This is a genomic window from Embleya sp. NPDC059213 (assembly GCF_042754445.1).
Classification (GTDB): Bacteria; Actinomycetota; Actinomycetes; order Streptomycetales; family Streptomycetaceae; genus Embleya.
The window spans coordinates 1-20,146 of the sequence record NZ_JBHZAV010000167.1 but is presented as its reverse complement, the minus strand read 5'-3'; the positions used below and the strand labels follow the sequence as shown (position 1 = coordinate 20,146).

The following is a 20,146-nucleotide window of genomic DNA, read 5'->3' as shown; positions in this document are numbered from 1 at the left end:
CCGGCCAGCAGTACGGCGGACGGGCTGATCCGGTGCCGCAGCGCCACCGCGTCGGTGGCCCGGGCCAGCGCCGCGGACACCAGCCGCACGGTGCGAAACCGCGGCGCGGCGGGCTCGGCGACCACGTCGGCGAACACCGTCGGCGCGATCCGCCGGTAGTGCGTCTCCCAATGCGCCAGCGCCGATTCGCCCCGGCGCAGTCCGGTCGCCGAGGACTGCTCGTGGGCCAGATCCAGCGGCCCGGCCGAGGTCGGCCCACCGGCCGAACCGCGCCGGATCAACAATCGCAGGTCGCGCACCAGCACCTCGACGCCGTGCCCGTCGGTGGCCACGTGGCACAGCGCGAGCGCCACATAGCGCACCCGGCCGCCGTGCACGATCAGCCCGGCCCGGATCGGCCACGCGCCGAAGTAGTCGAAGCGGGTCGCGCCGAGCCGCTCCGCCACCGCCGCGGCGACCGTGTCCGCGTCCTCGATCAGGGCCGCCTCGAACACCTGCACCGGCAGACTGCCCGCCGGGTGGCGCACCTGCCGGGGCTCGCCGTCGGCACTCACCAGCCGGGTGCGCAACGCGTCGTGCCGCTCCATCAGCCGGCCGAGCGCGGCACCGGCCTGCGCCACGTCCACCGGCCCGCCGCGATCGGCGATCGGCAACACCCGGGTCATGTTGAAGTAGTGGTCGCTGGGCGCGGTGCGTCGAATGGCCTGCCAGATCGCCCGCTGCCCCCAGGTCAGCGGCGCCTCCACCGGGCCGTCCACGGCCACCGCGAACGGCGCTCGGACCTCGTGCGGGACCTCGGTCGGAGCATCGGCCGCGACCGGGGTTCTCGCCGCGCCGCGCTCAGCCATCGCCCACCGCCACGCCCTGCCGGGTCAGCCGCTCGACCAGCGTGTCCAGGTCCTCGACGAAGTCGAGATCCGCGTCCAGGTCGAAGAACACGTCGAACTCGCCCTCCAGCGCGTCGATCAGCCGCAGAAACGTCAACGAGCTGACCCCGGCGGCCGTCAACGAGCCCTCGTTCGCCAGCACTTCACGAGCGCTGACCTCGCCGTCACTGACCTCGGCGATCAGCGTGGCCACCCGCTCGCGCAGTTGCTCGGCGCTCATGCCGCGTCCCCGGCCAGGCGCCGACGCAGGCTCAGCGGACGGATGTCCGGCCAGACACGGTCGATGTGCGCCGAGCACTCCGCACGGGTGCCGACGAAGCCGGTGGGTACCCACCCGGCGGGGGGATCGGTGCGCAGCGGCCACAACGAGTGTTGTTCCTCGTCGTTGACGACCACGCGGTACTGCTCCACGGTGCTGTCCGTCTCGGTGCTCATCGTTGCTGCTCCTGGAGTTCGCGGATGGCGTCCGTGACGCCGGTGACGGTCGGGCTGTCGAAGAAGACGTCGAGCGGGACCTCGACGCCGAGCCGCTTGCGGATGCGCGCGGCGATCTGCGTGATGGTCAGGGAATGGCCGCCCAGGTCGAACAGGTCCTCGTCCGGACCGACATCGTCCAGCCGCAACACCTCGGCCCAGATCGCCCGGACGGTCTCGGTGACCTCGTCGGCGGGCGCGCCCGGGGCCCCGGTGGGGTCGGTGGGGTCGATCGGTTCGGCGCGGGCCGGGGCCGGTTCGGGCAATCGGGCGCGGTCCAGCTTGCCGTTCGGGGTGAGCGGGAACGCGTCCAGGACGAGGAAGGTGTGCGGCACCATCGCGGCCGGCAGCGTATGGGCGAGATACGCCCGCAACCGGTCCGGTGCCACCGGGGGTTGCCCGGGTTCGGGGACCAGATAGCCGACCAGGCGGGCGTGTTCGGTGTCCCGGTCCAGCAGCCGGACCGCGGCCTGGGCGATGCCCGGGTGCGCGCCGAGCAGGCTCTCGATCTCGCCCGGTTCGATGCGGTGGCCGCGCAACTTGACCTGGGCGTCGGTCCGGCCGACGTAGTCCAGGCCGCCGCCGGGCGCGTGCCGGACCAGGTCGCCGGTGCGGTAGAGCCGGGCGCCGGGCGGCCCGAAGGGGTCGGCCACGAACCGCTCGGCGGTCAGCCCCGGGCGGCCCGGATAGCCGTGCGCCACGCCGTCGCCGCCCAGGAACAACTCGCCCGGCAGGCCCTCGGGCACCGGGTGCAGCCAGCCGTCGAGCACGTACGCGCGGGTGTTGGCCAGCGGCCGACCGATCCCGGGCGGCGCGTCGCCGCGTACCTCGGCGTAGGTGGACCACACCGTGGTCTCGGTGGGGCCGTACACGTTGACCAACCGGCCGACCGCGCGCCGCAGTTCGTCGGCCAGTGCAGCGGGCAGCGCCTCGCCGCCGGTGATCGCGGTCAGTCCGGGGCGGTGCAGCCCGGCCGCGAGCAGCACCCGCCAGCCGCTGGGCGTGGCCTGCACGTGCGAGATCGCATGGCGCTCCAGGACGGCCAGTTGGGCGGGGCCGTCCCGGTGCCGGTCGTCGGGCACCAGCACCACCCGCGCGCCGGTGACCAGCGGCAGCAGCAGTTCGACGGTGGAGATGTCGAAGGACAGCGAGGTCAGGCCGAGCCAGCGGTCGCCCGCGGTGGCGCCGAGCCGATCGCGCATGCTCGCCAGCAGGTTGGCCAGGGCGTGGTGCGGGATCTCGACGCCCTTGGGTCGGCCGGTGGAGCCGGAGGTGTAGATGACGTAGGCGGGGTCCCCCGGTTCGGGCCGGGCCGGGGGCTCCACCGGGGCGGGATCGGGCCCGAACAGGTCGGGACCGTACAGGTCGGGCCCGGTCAGCACCAGGACCTCGGCGGCGGTGTCGGCGGGGCGTTCGCCGCGCTCGGTGACAAGCGCCGCGATCCGGGCGTCCGCGCGGATGAAGGCGAGCCGCTCGGCCGGATAGCCCGGGTCCAACGGCAGGTAGGCGGCGCCGGCCGCGAGCACGCCGAGCACGGCGGCCACCTGTTCGCCGGTGCGGCCCAGTTCGATCCCGACCAGGTCGCCGGCGCCGATCCCGGCCGCGCCGAGCCGGCGGGCGAACACGTAGGCCGCGGAGGCCACCTGGCGATAGGTCAGGAACCGGCCGGCGCACACCACGGCGACCGTGTCGGGGGCGGCACAGGCGCGCGTGGCGAACAGGTCGACCACGGTGTCCCGGGCCGGGTAGGGCGTGTCGGTGGCGTTGTCCGCGTGCAGCACCCGGACCAGTTCGGCCTCGGGCAGCAGCGGCAGATCGCCGATGGGCAGCTCCGGGTCGGCCAGGGCGGTGGTCAGCAGCGTGGCGAAGTGGCCCGGGATGCGCGCGGCGACGCCGGGGGCGAAGGCGTCGGTGGGCACGTGCAGCGCGCCGTCGATCCGGTCCCGGCCCTCGACCAGTTGCAGATGCGCGGTGTTGCGGGCGGTCGGCGGCAGCACGATCCACTCGACCCGCACCTCGACGCCGGGGAACACCGGTTCGATCGCGCGGGTGCGCCGCCGGTAGCTCACGGTCAGGTCGGTCAGCGCGGTCCTGGGACCGAGGCCGCGCACGGTGTGGCTGTAGGGCACGTCACGGAACGCGTAGACGGCCCGCAGTTCGGCGCGCAGTTCGCGGGCGAACGCGCCGAACTCCTGTTCCGCGCGCGGCCTGGAGGACACCGGCAACTCGTTGACGAACAGGCCCACGTGGCGGATGTCGGCCGGGGTGCGGGTGGACAACTCCAGGGCGGTGCGCACCCGGGCGTTGCCGTACCGGAACAGCAACGCGTGCCAGCCCGCGAGCAGCAGTTCGAAGTGGGTCACGCCCAGGCGCAGCGCCGCCTCGTCGAGCGCGGCCACCGTCTCGGGCCCCAGGGTGAACGGGATCGCGTTCCCCGGCGCCGGTTCGCTGCCGGCCCGGGTGCCCGGCGACAGGCCGGGCAACACGGCCCGGCCCGGTTCCTCGCGGTGCCTGGCCCACACGCTGGTGGCGTCCACCGGCGGCGGCCCGGACGTGGTCCCGGCCGCGTGGATCGCCTCCGCCGCCCAACGCGCCTCCGGGGCCGCACCGGTGGCGTTCGTGCCGTCCCGGGCCGCCCGGTAGCCCCGGGCCAGGCCGGCCACCACGATCTCCTTGGACGTGCCGTCGAAGACCAGGTGATGGGCCGTCACCAACAGGGTGTGTCGGTCCGGCCCCAGGGTGAACAGCGTGAAGCGCGCGAGCGGCCCGACGGACAGGTCGAACGGGCGGGCGAGTTCGGCCCGTATCCGGGCGTCGATGTCGGCGGGGTCGGCGGCGGTCCGCCGCATCGGCGCGGGCCCGACCGGCACCAGGGCGGGCACGCCGTCGGCCTCGCCGACCGCCGTCGCGAGCACCGGATGGCGCGCGACGGTGCTCGCACACGCCGCCGCCAGTGCGGCCACGTCCAGCGGGCCGTCGAAGCGCAGCAGCACCGACAGGTGGTAGGCGGACTCGGCGGGCAGCGTGCGCTCGGTCACCCAGAGGCCCAACTGGGCTGCGGACAAAGGCGCGACGGGCGATTCGGCGGCGACCGGCCCGGTGTACCGGCCGCCCTCGCCCTCGGTCGTCGGGGGGATCTGATCGTTGGTGACAGTCATGGTCGGACCTCGTCGTCCAGGAGCCGGCGCAGCTCACGCTTGAGGATCTTGCCGCCCTCGTTGCGCGGCAGGGATTCCCGGAACAACACGTGCCCGGGCAGTTCGTGTGCGGCGAGACGCTCCATCAGGAACACCCGCAGCTCGGTCGCGGTGAGATTGCCCGTCGGTACCACCGCCGCGGCGACGGTCATCCCGAGCACGGGATGCGGCACCCCGAAGGCGGCCGCGTCGACGACCGCCGGGTGTTCGTGCAGGGCGTTCTCGACCTGGAGCGTGGAGACCTTGTACGCACCGGACTTGATCACGTCCCGCTCCCGGTCGACCAGGTACAGGAAGCCGTCCGCGTCCAGCCGACCCAGGTCGCCCATCCGCACCCAACGCCCGGAGAACACCGCGGTATCGGGTTCCTCGCCGTAGTAGGACCTGGGCGTGGTCGGCGAGCGCAGCCACACCTCGCCGGTCTCGCCGACCGGCAACACCCGGCCCGCGTCGTCGGTCACCCGCAGGTCGCGCAGCGACGCCGGCCGCCCGGGGGAGTCGGGGTGTTCGGGGTCGAACAGCATCGTGGTCTGTGCGGGCGCGGCCTCGGTGGAGGTGTAGTAGTTGACGATCTGGGCCTGCGGGAACAGTCGGGACAGGCCCAGCGCGACGCTCTGCGGCAGGGCGGCGGCGGTGGAGCCGAGCAGCCGCACCCCGGAGAGGTCGCAGCGCCGCACCTGTTCCGTGCCGAGCAGTTCGATCGCCATCGCCGGGACCACGAACACGCTGCCCACCGCGTGCCGTTCGATCAGTCGAGCGAAGTGGCCGGGGGTGAAGCGCGGGGCGGCGATCGCGGTCGCCTTGGCGTCCAGCGCGTTGATCAGCATGGTCTGCCCGGCGTTGGTGCCGACCGGGAAGGCGTGCAGGAAGTGCGCCGAGTGCCCCAGCGGGCGCCGGCGCGCGTCCAACGTGCAGCCGTGCGCGAGGTTGGCGTGGGTGGCGGCCACGCCCTTGGGGGTGCCGGTGGTGCCGGAGGTGTACAGGATCTGGGCGAGGTCGCCCGCCGCGGGCGGCGGGAGTTCGCTGCCGGGGTAGGTCTCGATGTCCTCCACCGGCGCGGCCCAGGCGCCGGTGCCGGCGTCCGGCGGGGTCAGCTCGGCGCGATGCAGGACGGCCGCGGCGCCGCTGTGCCCGAGCAGCCGGCGCACCTCGGCGGGCGCGAGCCGATCCGACATCGGCACCGCGACCGCGCCGGCCCGGTGCACGCCCAGGTAGGCGGTCGCGTAGTCGATCCAGTCGCCGTTGCCGTACAGCAGCGCGACCCGGTCGCCGGCGCCGACGCCGCGCGTGCTCAACCCGGCGGCGACCGCGTCGGCGCGTTCGTGCCACGAGCCGAAGGTCAACTTCTCCCGGCCGCTGAGGATCGCCGGCCGCTCCGGCTCCAGTTCGGCGCGGTGCGTGAGCAGCGCGGACAGGCTCTCCGGCCCTCGGCGGCCGGCCGAGACCGGGCGGGGGCGGGCCGAGGGGCGGGTGCCGGTGCTCATCTCGACACCTCCGCGAGGGCCGGCTCGACCCGGTCGGCCCGGGCCCGGAGCCGGCGTTCGCGCTCCTGGATGCCGACCTCGTCGTCGGGCGGTGCGTCCGGCACGTCCCGGTCGAAGCGGGCCAGTACCGGAAGCCGCAGGCCGATCAGCACGAGTACCACCATCGCGGCGCCGAACACCAGGTACAACAAACCGATTCCGCGGCCTTCGCCGTGTCCGATCACGGTGCCCACGGAGCCCGCGAGCGGTCCGTCGTCGGCCATCAACGGTTCGAACAACCGTGCACCCAACGGCGCGATGATGCCGTGTCCGATCGGCAGCGTGGACCACGCGACCAGCGTGTTCAGCGCGAACACCCGGCCGTGGAAACGTTGTGGCACCTTGACCTGGACGATGGTCGTGTAGACGCCGTTGACCAGGGACAACGCGCAGGACATCCCGAAGGCGCCGATGCCCACCACCCACAGGCTCGCATGCAGCCCGGTGAACGCGGACGCGCCGGCCAGGCCGGCCGCCAACCACAACATGCCCCGCAGCCGTTGCCGACGCGGGCCGCCCCAGAAGCCCATCGCGATGCCGCCGATGATCACCCCGGCGCCGGCCGCCATCGAGACCCGGGCGGCGCCGCCCAGTGAGTCGAAGGACAACACCAGCGGCGTGGTCAGCAGGAACAGCGGTGACAGGAACAGGTTCAACACCGCGAACCACAACAACATCGCCCGAAAGCCCCGGTGTCGCCAGGAGTAGGTGAAACCGTGCTTGATCTCCGAGGTCAACGATTCGCGCCTGCGCCAGGGCAGCGTGCGCGGGAACCGCACACACGCGATGATGGTGATCGCGATCGCGTAGCTGACCACGTCCAGGATCAGGATGCCGCGCAGCCCGATTCCGGCCATCAGTCCCACCGCGATCAGGGGAACCACGAACTGGGCCACCCCGCCCGCCATTTGCACGATGCCGTTGGCGTGGCCGAGGTATTGCTTGGGCACCAGTTGCGGTACCGCCGAGGCGTAGGCCAGGCGTTGGAAGGTGAGCGCCATCGACAACGAGCCGAGCAACACGTAGATGTGCCACGGGTGCAGGTTGCCGGAGGCCAGCAGCAGCAACAACACCCCCTGGGTGCCGCCGGCGGCGATGTCGCCGGCCAGCATCACCTTGCGCCGATCCATCCGGTCCACGATGGCGCCGGCCGGCGGGCCGATCAGGATGCCGGGAAGCATCCCGATCACCGCGTACAAGGCGAACCGGCCCATCGAGCCGGTCTCCAGGTAGATCCAGATCGGCAGGGCGAACTCGGTCAGCGCCGAGCCGGTGATCGACACGAGCTGGCTGAACGCGACCAGCAGGAACCGGCCCATCCCGGGCTGTGGTTCGCGGGTGTCGGTGCGCTCGGGCGGGCCCGGATCCGGCGGTGGCCCGGCGGCTCCGTGGAACCACCACGGGCCGTCCGCCTCGCGGGTGGGCAGGGCGTCGGTGTCCTGGGCGACCAGCGCGGGGTGTACCCGGGTGATCACCTCGGCCAGGTCGTCGGCGCGGTGTTTGAGGAAGAAGTGGCCGGCCTCGTCGAGCATCACCAGGCCGACCCGGTCGGCGATGGTGCGCCACTCCCGAAAGCGCTCCTGGTAGAAGTCGGCGGCCGGGTCGCGGTCGCCCATCACCGACACGATCGGCGCGCGCAACCGGGGCCGTCGGTCGGACAGCGCCTCGGTGAAGTACTCTTCGGCGGCGACCGAGTCGCGGCGCATGTTCCCGATGATGAACTTCATCTGCTCGCCGTCCAGGTCCGCCATGTCGGCGCCCATCGAGGTCAGCCAGTTCGCGTAGACCCGGTCGCCGAGCAGCGGTTCGAGGGCGGCGATCCGGCTCAGCGTGCCGAGCACCCGGTTCTTCGGACGAGCGAAGGGGAACTGGGCGCCGATGTAGACGGCGGCCAACTCGCGCCCGGCTTCCTCCAGTTGCCGGGCCACCGCGACGATCAGCGCGCTGCCGACCCCGCAGTGCCCGTACAGCGCGATCGGCCCCTGGACCCGCTCCTGGATCTCGGCCACGATCCGCCGGGCGAGTTCGTCGAAGGGCAGCCGCTCCTGGGTGACGCCCACGTCGTGGCCGGGGATCGCCACCGACCACAGGTCGTGGGTGTCCGGCAGCGCGTCGGCGAGCGGCTGATAGACCACCGCGCTGCCGCCCCCGTAGGGCACGCAGACCAGCGACAACGTGCGCCGCGCCGCCGGGACCGGCCCGGCGAGGCGGTACAGCAGCCGGGCCGGGCCGCGTTCGGCCTCGGACAGGCCGGCCAGCGCGGCGATCTCGCGGATCGTCTTGTGCGTGAACACGTCCATCACGCTGACCGCCTGCCCGCCGATCTCCGGGAGTTGCCGGCGGGCGCGGGCGACCACCTGGGTGGCGAGCAGCGAATGGCCGCCCAGGTCGAAGAAGTCGTCGTCGACGCCGACCTCGGGCAATCCGAGCACGTCGCACCAGATGCGGGCGAACAGCAGCTCGGCGGGGGTCGTCGGCGGCGCGTCGGCGGCGCCCTTGGAGCGGCGCGCGGCGGGCGCGGGCAGGGTCTTGCGGTCCAGTTTGCCGTTGGGGGTCAACGGCAGCGCGGGCAGCGCGACGAACGCGGCGGGCACCATGTAGTCGGGCATCGTGCGCTTCAGCGCGGCCCGCACGTCGTCCGCGTCGAACGCGTCGGCCCCGTCGGCCCCGAGCCTCGCCGGATCCTCGACCGGGACCACGTACGCGGTGATGCGCTTGTCCCCGGGCGTGTCCTCGCGCACCACGACCGCGGCTTCCTCGATCTCGTCGCGCCCCCGCAACACGGCCTCGATCTCGCCGAGTTCGATCCGCAGGCCGCGCAGCTTGACCTGTCCGTCGAGCCGGCCGAGGAAGGCGAGCGTGCCGTCCGGGCGCCACCGGGCCAGGTCGCCGGTGCGATAGAGCCGGGCGCCGGGCGGGCCGAACGGGTCCGGTACGAACCGCTCGCCGGTCAGCCCGGGGCGGCGGTGATAGCCCAGGGCGACCTGGACACCGCCCAGGTACAACTCGCCGGGCGTGCCCAGTGGCGCGGGCCGCATGGCGTCGTCGAGCACGTACACCCGGGTGTTGTGGATCGGTGCGCCGATCGGCACCGCCGCGAGCGGGCCCGCGCACTCCCACGCGGTGACGTCCACGGCCGCCTCGGTGGGCCCGTACAGGTTCGCCAGCGCGCAATGCGGCAGCCGCTCGCGAAACGCCCGCGCGGTGTCCGGCGCGAGTTCCTCGCCGCTGCACACCACCCGGCGCAGCGTCGTGCAGAGTTCGACGCCCTCCTCGGCCAGGAACATCGTCAACATCGCGGGCACGAAGTGGGCGAGTGTGACGCCCTGTTCGGCGATCACGTCGCGCAGGTAGCCGGCGTCCTTGTGCCCGCCGGGCCGGGCCAGCACCAGCCGGGCACCGGTGCTCAGCGGCCAGAAGAACTCCCACACCGAGACGTCGAAGCTCGCCGGGGTCTTCTGCAACACCGCGTCGGTGCCGCTCAGTCGGTAGGTGTCCTGCATCCAGGCGATCCGGTTGACGATGCCGCGATGGGTGTTCGGCACCCCCTTGGGCCGGCCGGTGGAGCCGGAGGTGTAGATCAGATAGGCGACGTCGTCGGGCGCGGGCCCGGCGCCCGACAGCGCGCCGGGAGCCGGGTCGGGCCAGTCGGCGAGGTCGTCCAGGTACAACACCCGGGCCGCGCGCTCGTTCGGCATCGCCGGGCCACGCTGCGTCAGCAACACCCGCGCGCCCGAGTCGGCGAGCATGAACGCGAGCCGCTCGGCCGGGTATTGCGGATCCAGCGGGGTGTATCCAGCGCCCGCCCGAAGCACCCCGAGCAGCGCCGCGACCAACTCCGGGGAGCGCTCGGCGCCGACCGCGACCAGATCGCCGGCGCGCACCCCCTCGGCTCGTAGGCGCTGCGCCACCCGGTCGGCGGCGGCGTCGAGTTCGCGATACGTCAGGGTGCGCTCGTCGAGGGTGACCGCGATCGCGTCAGGGGTGCGGTCGATCTGCTCGGCGATCAGGCTCGTCAGGGTGGCCTCGGTCGGCACCGACGCGGCGGTGTCGTTCCACCGGGTCAACATCAGCTCGCGCTCGTCCGGATCCAGGCCGTCGAGCGTGGACACCGGGACGTCGGGTCGGTCCGCGAGCACCGCCAGCAAGCGGCCCAGGTGTCGGCCCAGGCGCGCGATGGTCGCCTCGTCGAACAGGTCGGTGTTGTAGTTGAACGCGCCGCGCAGCCCGTCCGGCCACTCCATCAGGAACAGTTCCAGGTCGAACCGGGTGCCGCCGGCCCGGATGCCGAACACCTCCGCGGACAGTGCGGCACGGTCGCCGTCGGCGTTCGCGGTGGCGTAGTTCTGTACCGCCAGCACCGCCTGGAACACCGGCGAACGGGTCACGTCACGGGGCACGTTCAGTTCGGTGACCAATTGTGCGAACGGCAACTCCTGGTGTGCGTACGCCTCCAGGCAGCTCTCCCGGGTGCGGTCGAGCAGTTCGGCGAAGGTCGGGTCGCCGTCGGTGCGCGCCCGCAGCGCGAGCACGTTGACGAACATCCCGACCAGGTCCTCGACCTCGGGATGCGGCCGACCGGCGACGGGGGAGCCGATCGCGAACGCGCGCTGCCCGCTGTGTCGGGCCAGCACCAGTTGGAAGGCGGCGAGCAGCACCATGTACAACGTCGCGCCGCGCTCGCGGGCCAACGACGCCAGCCGGTCCAGGAGTTCGCGATCGACCTCGAACGCGTAGCCGGCGCCGTCGAAGGTCTGCCGGGCCGGTCTGGGTCCGCGCGTGGGCAGTTCGAGCGGCTCGACGCCGGCCAGCTCGGTGCGCCAGTAGGCGATCTCGCGGGCGAGCGGGTCGCCGGTCAGCCGCTCTCGCTGCCAGATCGCGAAGTCGCCGTAGGAGACCGCCGGTTCGACGACCGGTGTGACGCTGCCCGCGGTGTGCGCGGCGTAGCGGGTGAGCACCTCGCGGACCATGATCTCGCTGGACCAGCCGTCGCTGACGCTGTGATGCACGGTCAGCAGCAGGACGTGGTCGGTCGCGGCCGCCTCGATCAGCAGGGCCCGGAACAGCGGGCCCTCGGCCAGGTCGAACGGCGTCGCGATGGCGGCCGTGATCAGGTCCGACACCCGCTCCGGGTCGGCGGCCCGGGCGCGGGCGAGTGGGACCGGCGCGGGCTCGGCGATGTCCAGGTGCGGCCGGCCGTCCTCGTCGACCAGGTAGCGCGAGCGCAGCGTCTCGTGCCGGGCGACCAGGTCGCTCAGCGCCCGGGTGAGTGCCTCGACGTCGAGCGCACCGCGCAGGCGACGCGCGATCGGGATGGTGTAGGCGGCCGTCCCGGGGGCGAACTGCTCCATGAACCACAGGCGTTCCTGGGCATGGGAGAGCGGCGGCACGGTGCCTTCGGGGCGGCGGGGGATGACCGGACCGGCGTCGGCGCGTCGGCGCAGCCGGCGGTCCAGGAGTTCGCGCTTGGTTGCGGAGAGGGTCGTCGCGCGTGCTGGGGATTCCGTGCTCATGGCTGCGGACGGTTCCTCTCCCGGGAGAGCTGCTGCTCGGCGGTGTCGTCGTCCAGGGCCTCCAGGTCGGCGACCAGGAGGTCTTCGACGGCGGCGGCGAACCCGGCGAGGGTGCGGTGGGTGAACAGCGTGCGCAGCGGCACGTTCAGGTCGGCGGTGGCGGCGATGCGGGCGACCACCCGGGTGGCGAGCAGCGAGTGGCCGCCGAGTTCGAAGAAGTCGTCGAGGACGCCCGCCTTGTCCAAGCCGAGCACGTCGATCCAGATCTCGGCGATCAGCTCCTCGGCGGCGGTGCGCGGCGCGAGGTAGCCGTGGGTCTGTTCGGCGCGCCGGTCCGGTGCGGGCAACGCGCGGTGGTCGAGTTTGCCGTTGGGGGTCAGCGGCAGCCGGTCCAGGCGCACCAGCGCGTCGGGGACCAGGTGCGCGGGCAGCCGGCCGGCGAGGTCGGTGCGCAACTGCGGGACGGTGAGGTCGGCGTCGGTGACCACATAGCCCACGAGTGCCTCGTCGCGGGCGATCACCGCGGCCTGGAGCACGCCGGGGCGGGCCAGCAGGGCGGCCTCCACCTCGCCCGGCTCGACTCGGTGGCCGCGCACCTTGACCTGGGCGTCCAACCGCCCGAGGAACTCCAGGCGTCCATCGGGGCGCAGCCGTACCCGGTCGCCGGTGTGGTAGCGGCGAGCGCCCGGCGGCCCGTCCGGGTCGGGCCGGAAGGCGGCGGCGGTGGCGCCGGGGCGGCCGAGATAGCCCAGGGCCACACCCGCGCCGCCGATCAGCAGTTCGCCGGCCACCCCCGGGGGCACCGGATTGCCGTGCGGGTCGGCGACGACGGTGTGCGTGTCCGCGATCGGCGTGCCGATCGGCGGGCGGGCGAGCGCGTCGGCCGCGCCCAGGTCCGCCGTGGTCGCGATGATCGTGGTCTCGGTCGGCCCGTACGAGTTGACCACCCGGACCCGGTCGCCGAAGCGGGCCCGCCACGCGGCCACCGCGCCGGGGCGGACCTGGTCCGCGCCCAGGATCAGCAGGCGCAGCGCGGGCGGCCAGGCGATGGTGTCGGCGCCGGTCTCGACCAGTTCGTGCCAGTAGGGCGTGGGCAGGTCGAGCACGCTCACGTCGTCCGCGCCGCCTTCGGCGAGCACGTCGGGCAGCGTGGCGTCGGGGGCGGGCAACACCAGCGTGGCGCCCGCGGCCAGGCACGGGTACACCTCCTCGGCGTGGGTGTCGAAGCTCAGCGACGCGCTCTGCAGGACCCGGTCCTCGGCGTGGATCCCGTAGCCGGCGCGCATCCAGCGCACCCGGGCGGCCAGCGCGCCGTGCGGGACCAGGACGCCCTTGGGCGTGCCGGTGGACCCGGAGGTGTAGATCAGGTAGGCGGGGTGTTGCGGTCCGGGGTCGACGGGGTCGGCCGGCGGGGGAGGGTGGGCGGTGTCGGCGACGTCCACGGGCACGACGGTCACGTGCTCCGGCAGCCCGTCCGGGAAGGTGTGGTCGGTGACCACGACTCGGGTGCCGCTGTCGGTGATCATGAACGTGATCCGGGCGGCCGGGTATTCGGGGTCCAGTGGCAGATACGCCGCGCCCACCCGCCACGCGGCGAGCATCGCCACGATCGCGTTCGGGCCGCGCGGGCACAGGACGCCGACGAGGTCGCCGGGGCGCACCCCGGCGGCCCGCAGCCGGGCGGCCGACGCGTCCGTGCGCAGGCCCAGTTCGCGGTAGGTGAGGGTGCCGTCGGCAGCGCGCAGCGCGATCCGGTCGCCGGGCACCCGGGCGATCGCGGTGGGCACGCTCTCGGCCGGTTCGGCGGAGCCGCTCGGGGCGGTCCCGAACGTGGCCGCGTGCAACCGGGTGCGATCGGCGGCGCTCAGCAGCGGCAGCAGATGTACGGGGGTGTCCGGGTCGGCCAGAGCGGCGCGCAGCAGGATCTCCAGGCGCTCGGCGAGGCCCGCGACGCCGGCCTCGTCGAACAGCGCGGTGCGGTGGCCGAACACGGCGATCAGGTCGTCGCCGGCGCGTCGGATGTCCAGCGAGAGATCGAACTTGCCGGCCCGATGCCCGCCGTCCTCCTCGACCGCGACCAGGTCGGCGAACCGATGTTCGGGCCCGGTGTCCTCGTCCTGGGTGTGCACGGTCAGCAGGGTTTGGAACAGCGGTGCGGGAGCGGCCGGATCGCGGTCCACCCGCAGTTCGGCGAGCAGTTGCTCGAACGGGATGCGGTCGTGTCCGTAGGCGCCGAGCGCGGTTCGGCGGGTGCGCCGCAGGAGTTCGGCGAAGGTCGGGGTGCCGCGCAGGTCGGCGCGCAACACCAGGGTGTTGGAGAAGTAGCCGATCACCTGCTCGTGCTCGACCTCGGCGCGGCCGGCGATCGGTGCGCCGATCGCGAAGTCCCGCTGTCCGCCGTGCCGATGCAGCACGGCCTGATAGCCGGCGAGCAGGATCATGAACGGCGTGCAGCGTCGGGCCCGGGCGACGGCGTCCAGCAGTGGTCCGATGCCGGCGAGCCGGCGGGTGTGGAAGGCGGCGGCCGAGCCGGTGTCGGCGGTGCGCGGACGGTCCAGCGGGAGTTCGAGCGCGGGCAGGTCGGCGAGTTGCCGGCGCCAGTAGTCGATCGCCCGGTCGGTGTCCGGGTCGGGTTCGCGTTGGCGTGCGGCGTACGCGGAGTAGCTCGGCAGCGGTGCGAACACCGGGTCGACGCCGTCGCGGTGTGCGCAGTAGCGCAGTTCGAGCTCGCGCCGGAGCAGGTTCAGCGACCAGCCGTCGGCCAGGATGTGGTGCAGCACCACGCACAACACGTGCTCGTCGGCGGCGAGCCGGATCAGGCTCACCCGCAGCGGCGCGGCGAGCGCGAGGTCGAAGCCGGCGTTGACCCGTTCGTCCAACACCCGGGCCAGGGCCGCCGGGTCCCGCCCGCTCAGGTCCAGGGTCTCGATCGGGACCGGCCCGGGTGGTTGCAGCACGGCGGTCGGGCGGCCCCCGTCGTCCGGGAAGCGCGTGCGCAGCGCGTCGTGCCGGGCGACGACGCCGTCGAACGCGGCGCGCAGCGCGTCCACCCGGAGCGGGCCGTGCAGGCGCAACAACCACGGGATGTTGTAGGCGGCGTCGCCGGGCTCGAACCGGTCGAGGAACCAGAGCCGTTCCTGCCCGAAGGACAGCACCCCGAAGCGCTCCTCGGAGCCCGGGACGTGGCTCGAAGCGGCGTCGGCGCCCGAGGCGGGGCCGGCCCCTGGGGCGGCGGGGCTCGACCCGATCCGCCCGACGCCGTCCGTCGGGGCGAATCCGGCCCCGGCCCGGGGCCGGGAAAGCGTTCGTTCGTCGTCCATGTCGACCCCCTCGCCGGCATCGCCCGAAGGACGCGACGCAGCGACCGAGCGGTCCTGCCGTCATCCCGTTCCCGGGCGCCGACGCGAGGTCGATTCCCGGCACGGCGGCGCGTCGTGCGACCTGCCGTCGCCCGATCGAAGTCCGCCCCCGTGGCGTGCGTCGGCCACGCTAGGAGTGCCATCGACAAGGTGTCAATGGTCTATACCAAATCGAATATTGGTCCAGACCTCGACACGGGCGGAACACGGACGACCGACCATGGAGACCAACCGGGTGTTCATCGTCGAAGGCCCGGTTCCACCCGGTGGGGCGGGCTTGTTCACCTCTTTCGGGCGGTGAGCAGATCGATCAGTCCGGTGTTGCCCTCGTCGCCGTGCCCGTCGGCGAGCCGACGCTCCATCAGGGCGAGGTAGGGGAGCAACAATTCGGCGCTGACCCCCTGCTCCGCCGCTGTGCGCAACAGGGTGGGTGCACCCGCGACCTGCATGGCCAGTGTCGAGGTCACCCCCGAGGAGTAGTCGCCGCTGTGCAACTGGGCCGCCGCCCGATGCGCGGCCGGCGCCATCGCGGTGAGCCATTCGGTGAGCAGCGACGCGAACTCCCGAGGGTCGACGTCCTCCTTCCGAATCAGCGCGAAGGCGTGCGAGATCCCGGCGAACATCGAGGTCATCGCACTGAGCAGAGCCACGTCCTGGAGCGCGGCGAAGCCGGGGTCCGCGCCCACGTAGCGGGTGGCCGCCGGCACCGCCAGGGTGTCGCGACGCGCCGCGAACAATTCGCCCGAGCCGCTGTAGAGGACCCGGCCGCCGGCGCCCGGCACCCCGATCATCGGCGGCACGGCGAGCACGCCGCCGGCCAGGAAGCGGGCCCCGTGCTCGGCCGCCCACGCGGCGCCTGCCCGGGCGTCGGCAGGGGTGCCGGTGGTGAGGTCGACCAGGTCCTTGCCGATCGGGTCCACCCCGGCCAGCGTCGCGCCGACCGACGCGTGATCGAGCAGGCAGACCACCACCAGCTCGGCCGAGGCCACCGCCTCGGCGGCGGTGTCGGCGACCGCGGCGCCGGCGGCGGCCAACGGCTCGGCCCGACCCGGGGTGCGGTTCCACACGGTCAGTGGGTGCCCGGCGGCCAGCCAGCTCCGGGCCAGTGCGCTGCCCATCGCGCCCAGGCCGAGCAGGGCGAGCGGGGTACGAACGGGAGTGTCGGAGGCGGGCGGAGCGACGGAAGGGGAGTGGGATTCCATGCCGATTAGGCTGGTCGCAGCCGCCGGGCCGGACAAGTACGCACTTCGAGGTGGGTACCCAGGGGCCGGGGGAGCAGCATCGAGAGGACGGGCGAGGACGGACATGGCGAGCGCACGCAGGCCCGGGGCGTATGTCTGCGGCACCGACGCGGCGATGGACGTGGTGGGCGGGAAGTGGAAGGTGCTGATCCTGTGGGCACTGGACGAACACCCGTGCCGATTCGGCGAATTGCGCAGACTGGTGCCGGGAGTCACCGAGAAGGTGCTCGCTTCGCACCTGCGCGAGTTGGAAGCGGACGGCATCGTGCACCGCGAGGAGTACGCCGAACTGCCGCTGCGCGTGGAGTACTCGCTCACCCCGCTCGGCACCTCGCTGAACGAGGCGCTGCGCCCGCTGGGCGCCTGGGGCCGGGCCAACCTGCTCGGCGACGGCAACGGCGACGGCGCCGGCGGTGCGGGTGAACGCGCTGGTGAACGCGCCGGTGGCGCGTCGCACCCCAGCCCCGCGGCGGACCGGCTGATCGTCTTGGCGGTGGTCGGTGCACACGACGAACTCGACGACTGTGAATGGGAGTTGCTCGCCCCGCTGCTCCCGGACCCCGGCCGCCCGGGCGGCCGATGGCGCGATCACCGACAGGTGGTCGACGGCGTGCTGTTCCGCTTTCGGACCGGCACCCGGTGGTGTGACCTGCCCGTGCGATTCGGCCCGTGGCGCACGGTCTACGCCCGGCACCGCCGTTGGTCCGCCGACGGCACCTGGTCGGGCCTGCCCGCGCTGTTGCACGAGCGACTCGCGGGCGCCGACCCGGACCAGGCCCGGGTGTTGCGCGGGCTGATCGGCCGAATCGGCGAGGTGGCCCGCCGCTCGGCGCCCACCCGGGGGTGACCGCGACTCACCCCTGGGCCATCGTGTGGTGGGCGAAGACCCGCTCCCGGGCCGTGGACACCGCCGTGGCGACCGCGCCCACCAGGACCGCCTCCTCGCCCAGGCCGCTCGCCGCCACCCGGGGCCGCAGCGGGGTGAGTTCGTGCAGCGCGGTGGTCATCGGACCCATCAGCAGATCGGCGTTCGCGCCGATCCCGCCGCCCAGCACCACGAGTTCGGGATCGAGCACCGCGGTGACCGCGGCCACCACGTGGGCCAGCCGCTGTGCCTCGTGCCGCACCGCGCTCGCGGCCGGCTCCACCCCGCGGCGCGCCGCGTCGAAGACGCCCTTGGCGGTGAGCGGTCCGGTCATGCCCAACGCCCGTGCGCCGCGCACCACGGCGTCGGCCGAGACCGCGTCCTCCAGCATGCCGCGGCGCGGTACCGGCGCGCTCGCCCCGTGCCCCACCCGGTCCGAGGGCCGCGGCGACAGCGGCAGGAAGCCGATCTCGCCGGCCGCGCCCGAGGCCCCGGGGAACAGCCGCCCGTCGGCGACGATACCCATGCCCAGGCCGGTCCCGACGGTGACGTAGACGAACAGCGGGCAGCCCACGCCGGCCCCGCTGTGGTACTCGCCCAGCGCCGCGAGGTTGGCGTCGTTGACGATGTCCACGGTGGTGCCCAGCGCGCTCTCCATCCGCCCGCGCAACCCCGGGCGACCCCATCCGGGCAGGTTGACCGCGTAGCGGATCCGGTCGGCCGCCCGGTCGTACACGCCCGGACAGCCGATCACCGTGTGCACCACGGCGGTTGGTGCCAGGCCCGCGTCGGCCACCACGGTCTGTGCCAGGTCGGTTGCGGTGGCCAGCATGGTCGCCGAGGTCCGGGCCCGGTTGTGCCGGTCCTGCCGGGCCAGCATTCGCCCGTCCAGGTCGGCGACCGCGACCCGGATCCAGGACCGCCCGACGTCGATGCCGACGACGTAGCCCGCGGTCGGATCGGGCTCGTACAGCAGCGCGGCCCGACCGCGCGCACCGGTTTCCAGACCCACCGGGCGCACCAGTCCGGCGCGTTCCAGCGCGTCCAGCGCGGTGGACACGGTGGGCTTGGACAGGCCGGTGTCGCGGGCGAGTTGGGCGCGCGAGATGGGCGCTGCGGCGCGTACCCGGTCGAGGAGTACGCGCTCGTTGATGCTGCGCAGCACGCCCCGGTTCCAGTGCGCCACGGCGGGCAGGTCGTTTTCCGGTGGGATCCCACCTGCGGTCATCGGGTCTCCGTCGGGGTGTCGAGGTGCTCGCGCCACTGTAACGGCCATGGAAGGGCAAAGATGTGGGCCGGATCCCGACGCACCCTTGACGGGGATTAGTTAAGGAATTTTACTTTACAAACCGGTGCCGCCGCGGGCCGGGTCGAACCACGAAGTCCCTTCCTCCGCACCCCCGTTCCGACACCCGGTGTCCCCCGGGTGTCCCCTGTTCTGGAGGTTCACGGTGAGCGCCGGCCCAAGAGCGACCACGCCGGACGGCGGATTCGTCCGCCGGATCGACCTGTTCCAGGCGACCGCGATCAACATGAGTCAGATGTGCGGCATCGGTCCGTTCGTCACCATCCCACTGATGGTGGGCACGTTCGGCGGCCCGCAGGCCGTCCTCGGCTTCCTCGCCGGCGCGCTGCTCGCCCTCGCCGACGGGCTGATCTGGGCCGAACTCGGCGCCGCGATGCCCGGCGCCGGCGGTACGTACATCTACCTGCGCGAGGCGTTCCAGTACCGGACCGGCCGGCTGATGCCGTTCCTGTTCGTCTGGACCGCGATCCTGTTCATCCCGCTGATCATGTCCACCGGCGTGCTGGGCATGGTGCAGTACCTGCAATACCTGTGGCCCTCGATGTCGCAGACCCAGGGCGACCTGGTCGGGGTCGGCATCGTGCTCCTGGTGGTCCTGCTGTTGTGGCGCAGGATCGAGTCGATCGGCCTGCTGAGCACGATCATGTGGGTGGTGATGCTGATCAGCGTCGGCGCGGTGATCATCGCGTGCTACACGAACTTCGACGCGGACCTGGCCTTCAGCTACCCGGACGGCGCGTTCGACCTGGGCACCACCGGCTTCTGGCTGGCCTTCGTGGGCGGCCTCAACATCGGCATCTACGACTACCTCGGCTACAACACCACCGCCTACCTCGGCGCCGAGATCAAGAACCCCGGCCGGGTGCTGCCCCGTTCGATCGTCTACTCCATCGTCGGCATCATGGGGATCTACCTGATCATGCAGATCGGCGTGCTCGGGGTCACCGACACCGACACCATCTCCGGTTCCTCCTCGATCGGTTCGCTGGTCCTGGAGGAGGCGTGGGGCAAGGGCGCGGCCAAGACGGTGACGGTACTGATCCTGATCACCGCCTTCGCGTCCGTGTTCGCCGGCCTGCTCGGGGGCTCGCGGGTGCCCTACGACGCGGCCCGCGACCGGGTGTTCTTCAAACAGTTCGCCCGTCTGCACCCGCGACACCGCTTCCCGACGGTGGGCCTGCTCACCATGGGCGTGGTGACCGCGGCGGGCTTCCTGATCGGCAACCACACCGACTTCAACACGATCATCGTGCTGCTCACCGCGGTGATGGTGATCGTGCAGGCGGCCTCCCAGGTCGCCGCGCTGATCGTGCTGCGGCGCCGGCAACCCGGCCTGGACCGCCCGTATCGGATGTGGCTGTATCCGGTACCGGCCCTGGTCTCGCTGGTCGGTTGGATCGCGATCTTCTGCTACGCCGACAAGAACTCGCCCGGACGCCACCCGATCGAGTGGGCGCTGGCGTGGGTGGCGCTGGGCTGCGTCGCGTTCCTGGTGTGGGCCAAGGTGGAGCGGACCTGGCCGTTCGGGCCACGCGAGATCTCCGAGGTGTACCTGAACTGGTCCGACCGCGACGCGAAGTCCGCCGGTGCGGAGTCGGCCGGTTCGGGTGCCGGTGGCAACGTCGCGGAGCCCGTATGACGGCGCTGCACCGAGACCGGACCCCCGGTGCTCCGGACTCCGCGCCCGCGCCGGAGCAGGCAATGGTGTGGTGCGGCGCGGGCGCGGGGCAGGACTTCGTCTGCGGCCTCGACGTCGGCGGCCCCAAGTTAGCGCTGGCCCC

Annotated in this window: 10 protein-coding genes and 2 pseudogenes; 3 read left to right on the top strand and 9 right to left on the bottom strand. The window is 73.1% G+C overall.

Going from position 1 to position 20,146, the window contains the following annotated elements:
• From ACFXMF_RS37765 to ACFXMF_RS37730, 8 genes are all read right to left on the bottom strand, one after another.
• Positions 1-848 (bottom strand): condensation domain-containing protein (locus tag ACFXMF_RS37765; RefSeq protein WP_380021011.1); only part of this gene is annotated, 848 nt, incomplete at its 3' end.
• Positions 841-1,107 (bottom strand): acyl carrier protein, encoded by a 267-nt coding sequence (locus ACFXMF_RS37760; RefSeq protein ID WP_360311007.1) that lies wholly within the window; start codon positions 1,105-1,107, stop codon positions 841-843. The genes ACFXMF_RS37765 and ACFXMF_RS37760, both read right to left, overlap by 8 nt.
• The gene (locus tag ACFXMF_RS37755) at positions 1,104-1,322 is read right to left on the bottom strand and encodes an MbtH family protein (protein WP_379989555.1); all 219 of its coding nucleotides are present in this window, start codon (positions 1,320-1,322) and stop codon (positions 1,104-1,106) included. The genes ACFXMF_RS37760 and ACFXMF_RS37755 overlap by 4 nt, the downstream gene beginning before the upstream one ends.
• Complete coding sequence (locus tag ACFXMF_RS37750; protein ID WP_379989556.1) at positions 1,319-4,519, bottom strand: amino acid adenylation domain-containing protein; 3,201 nt, start codon at positions 4,517-4,519, stop codon at positions 1,319-1,321. Before ACFXMF_RS37750 ends, ACFXMF_RS37755 begins: the two co-directional genes overlap by 4 nt.
• Complete coding sequence (locus ACFXMF_RS37745; RefSeq protein ID WP_380017712.1) at positions 4,516-6,042, bottom strand: class I adenylate-forming enzyme family protein; 1,527 nt, start codon at positions 6,040-6,042, stop codon at positions 4,516-4,518. Before ACFXMF_RS37745 ends, ACFXMF_RS37750 begins: the two co-directional genes overlap by 4 nt.
• Positions 6,039-11,594 (bottom strand): amino acid adenylation domain-containing protein, encoded by a 5,556-nt coding sequence (locus tag ACFXMF_RS37740; protein ID WP_379991460.1) that lies wholly within the window; start codon positions 11,592-11,594, stop codon positions 6,039-6,041. Before ACFXMF_RS37740 ends, ACFXMF_RS37745 begins: the two co-directional genes overlap by 4 nt.
• Positions 11,591-14,914, bottom strand: coding sequence for an amino acid adenylation domain-containing protein (locus tag ACFXMF_RS37735; protein ID WP_379991459.1), 3,324 nt, complete (start codon positions 14,912-14,914; stop codon positions 11,591-11,593). Before ACFXMF_RS37735 ends, ACFXMF_RS37740 begins: the two co-directional genes overlap by 4 nt.
• A gap of 320 nt (positions 14,915-15,234) precedes the next feature.
• A complete protein-coding gene (locus ACFXMF_RS37730) occupies positions 15,235-16,155 on the bottom strand; it encodes an NAD(P)-dependent oxidoreductase (RefSeq protein WP_379991458.1) in 921 nt (306 codons plus the stop codon).
• Between the two features lie 112 nt (positions 16,156-16,267).
• Between ACFXMF_RS37730 and ACFXMF_RS37725 the strand changes: the two are divergent.
• Positions 16,268-16,600: pseudogene (locus ACFXMF_RS37725) on the top strand (winged helix-turn-helix transcriptional regulator); the annotation flags it as partial.
• Between the two features lie 87 nt (positions 16,601-16,687).
• Positions 16,688-16,915 (top strand): annotated as a pseudogene (locus ACFXMF_RS37720) (transposase); the annotation flags it as partial.
• A gap of 133 nt (positions 16,916-17,048) precedes the next feature.
• Here the strand turns inward: ACFXMF_RS37720 and ACFXMF_RS37715 are convergent.
• The gene (locus ACFXMF_RS37715; RefSeq protein ID WP_360311021.1) at positions 17,049-18,287 is read right to left on the bottom strand and encodes an ROK family transcriptional regulator; all 1,239 of its coding nucleotides are present in this window, start codon (positions 18,285-18,287) and stop codon (positions 17,049-17,051) included.
• A gap of 304 nt (positions 18,288-18,591) precedes the next feature.
• Between ACFXMF_RS37715 and ACFXMF_RS37710 the strand changes: the two genes are divergently transcribed.
• Positions 18,592-20,004 (top strand): APC family permease, encoded by a 1,413-nt coding sequence (locus ACFXMF_RS37710; RefSeq protein WP_379991462.1) that lies wholly within the window; start codon positions 18,592-18,594, stop codon positions 20,002-20,004.
• Positions 20,005-20,146 lie beyond the last annotated feature (142 nt).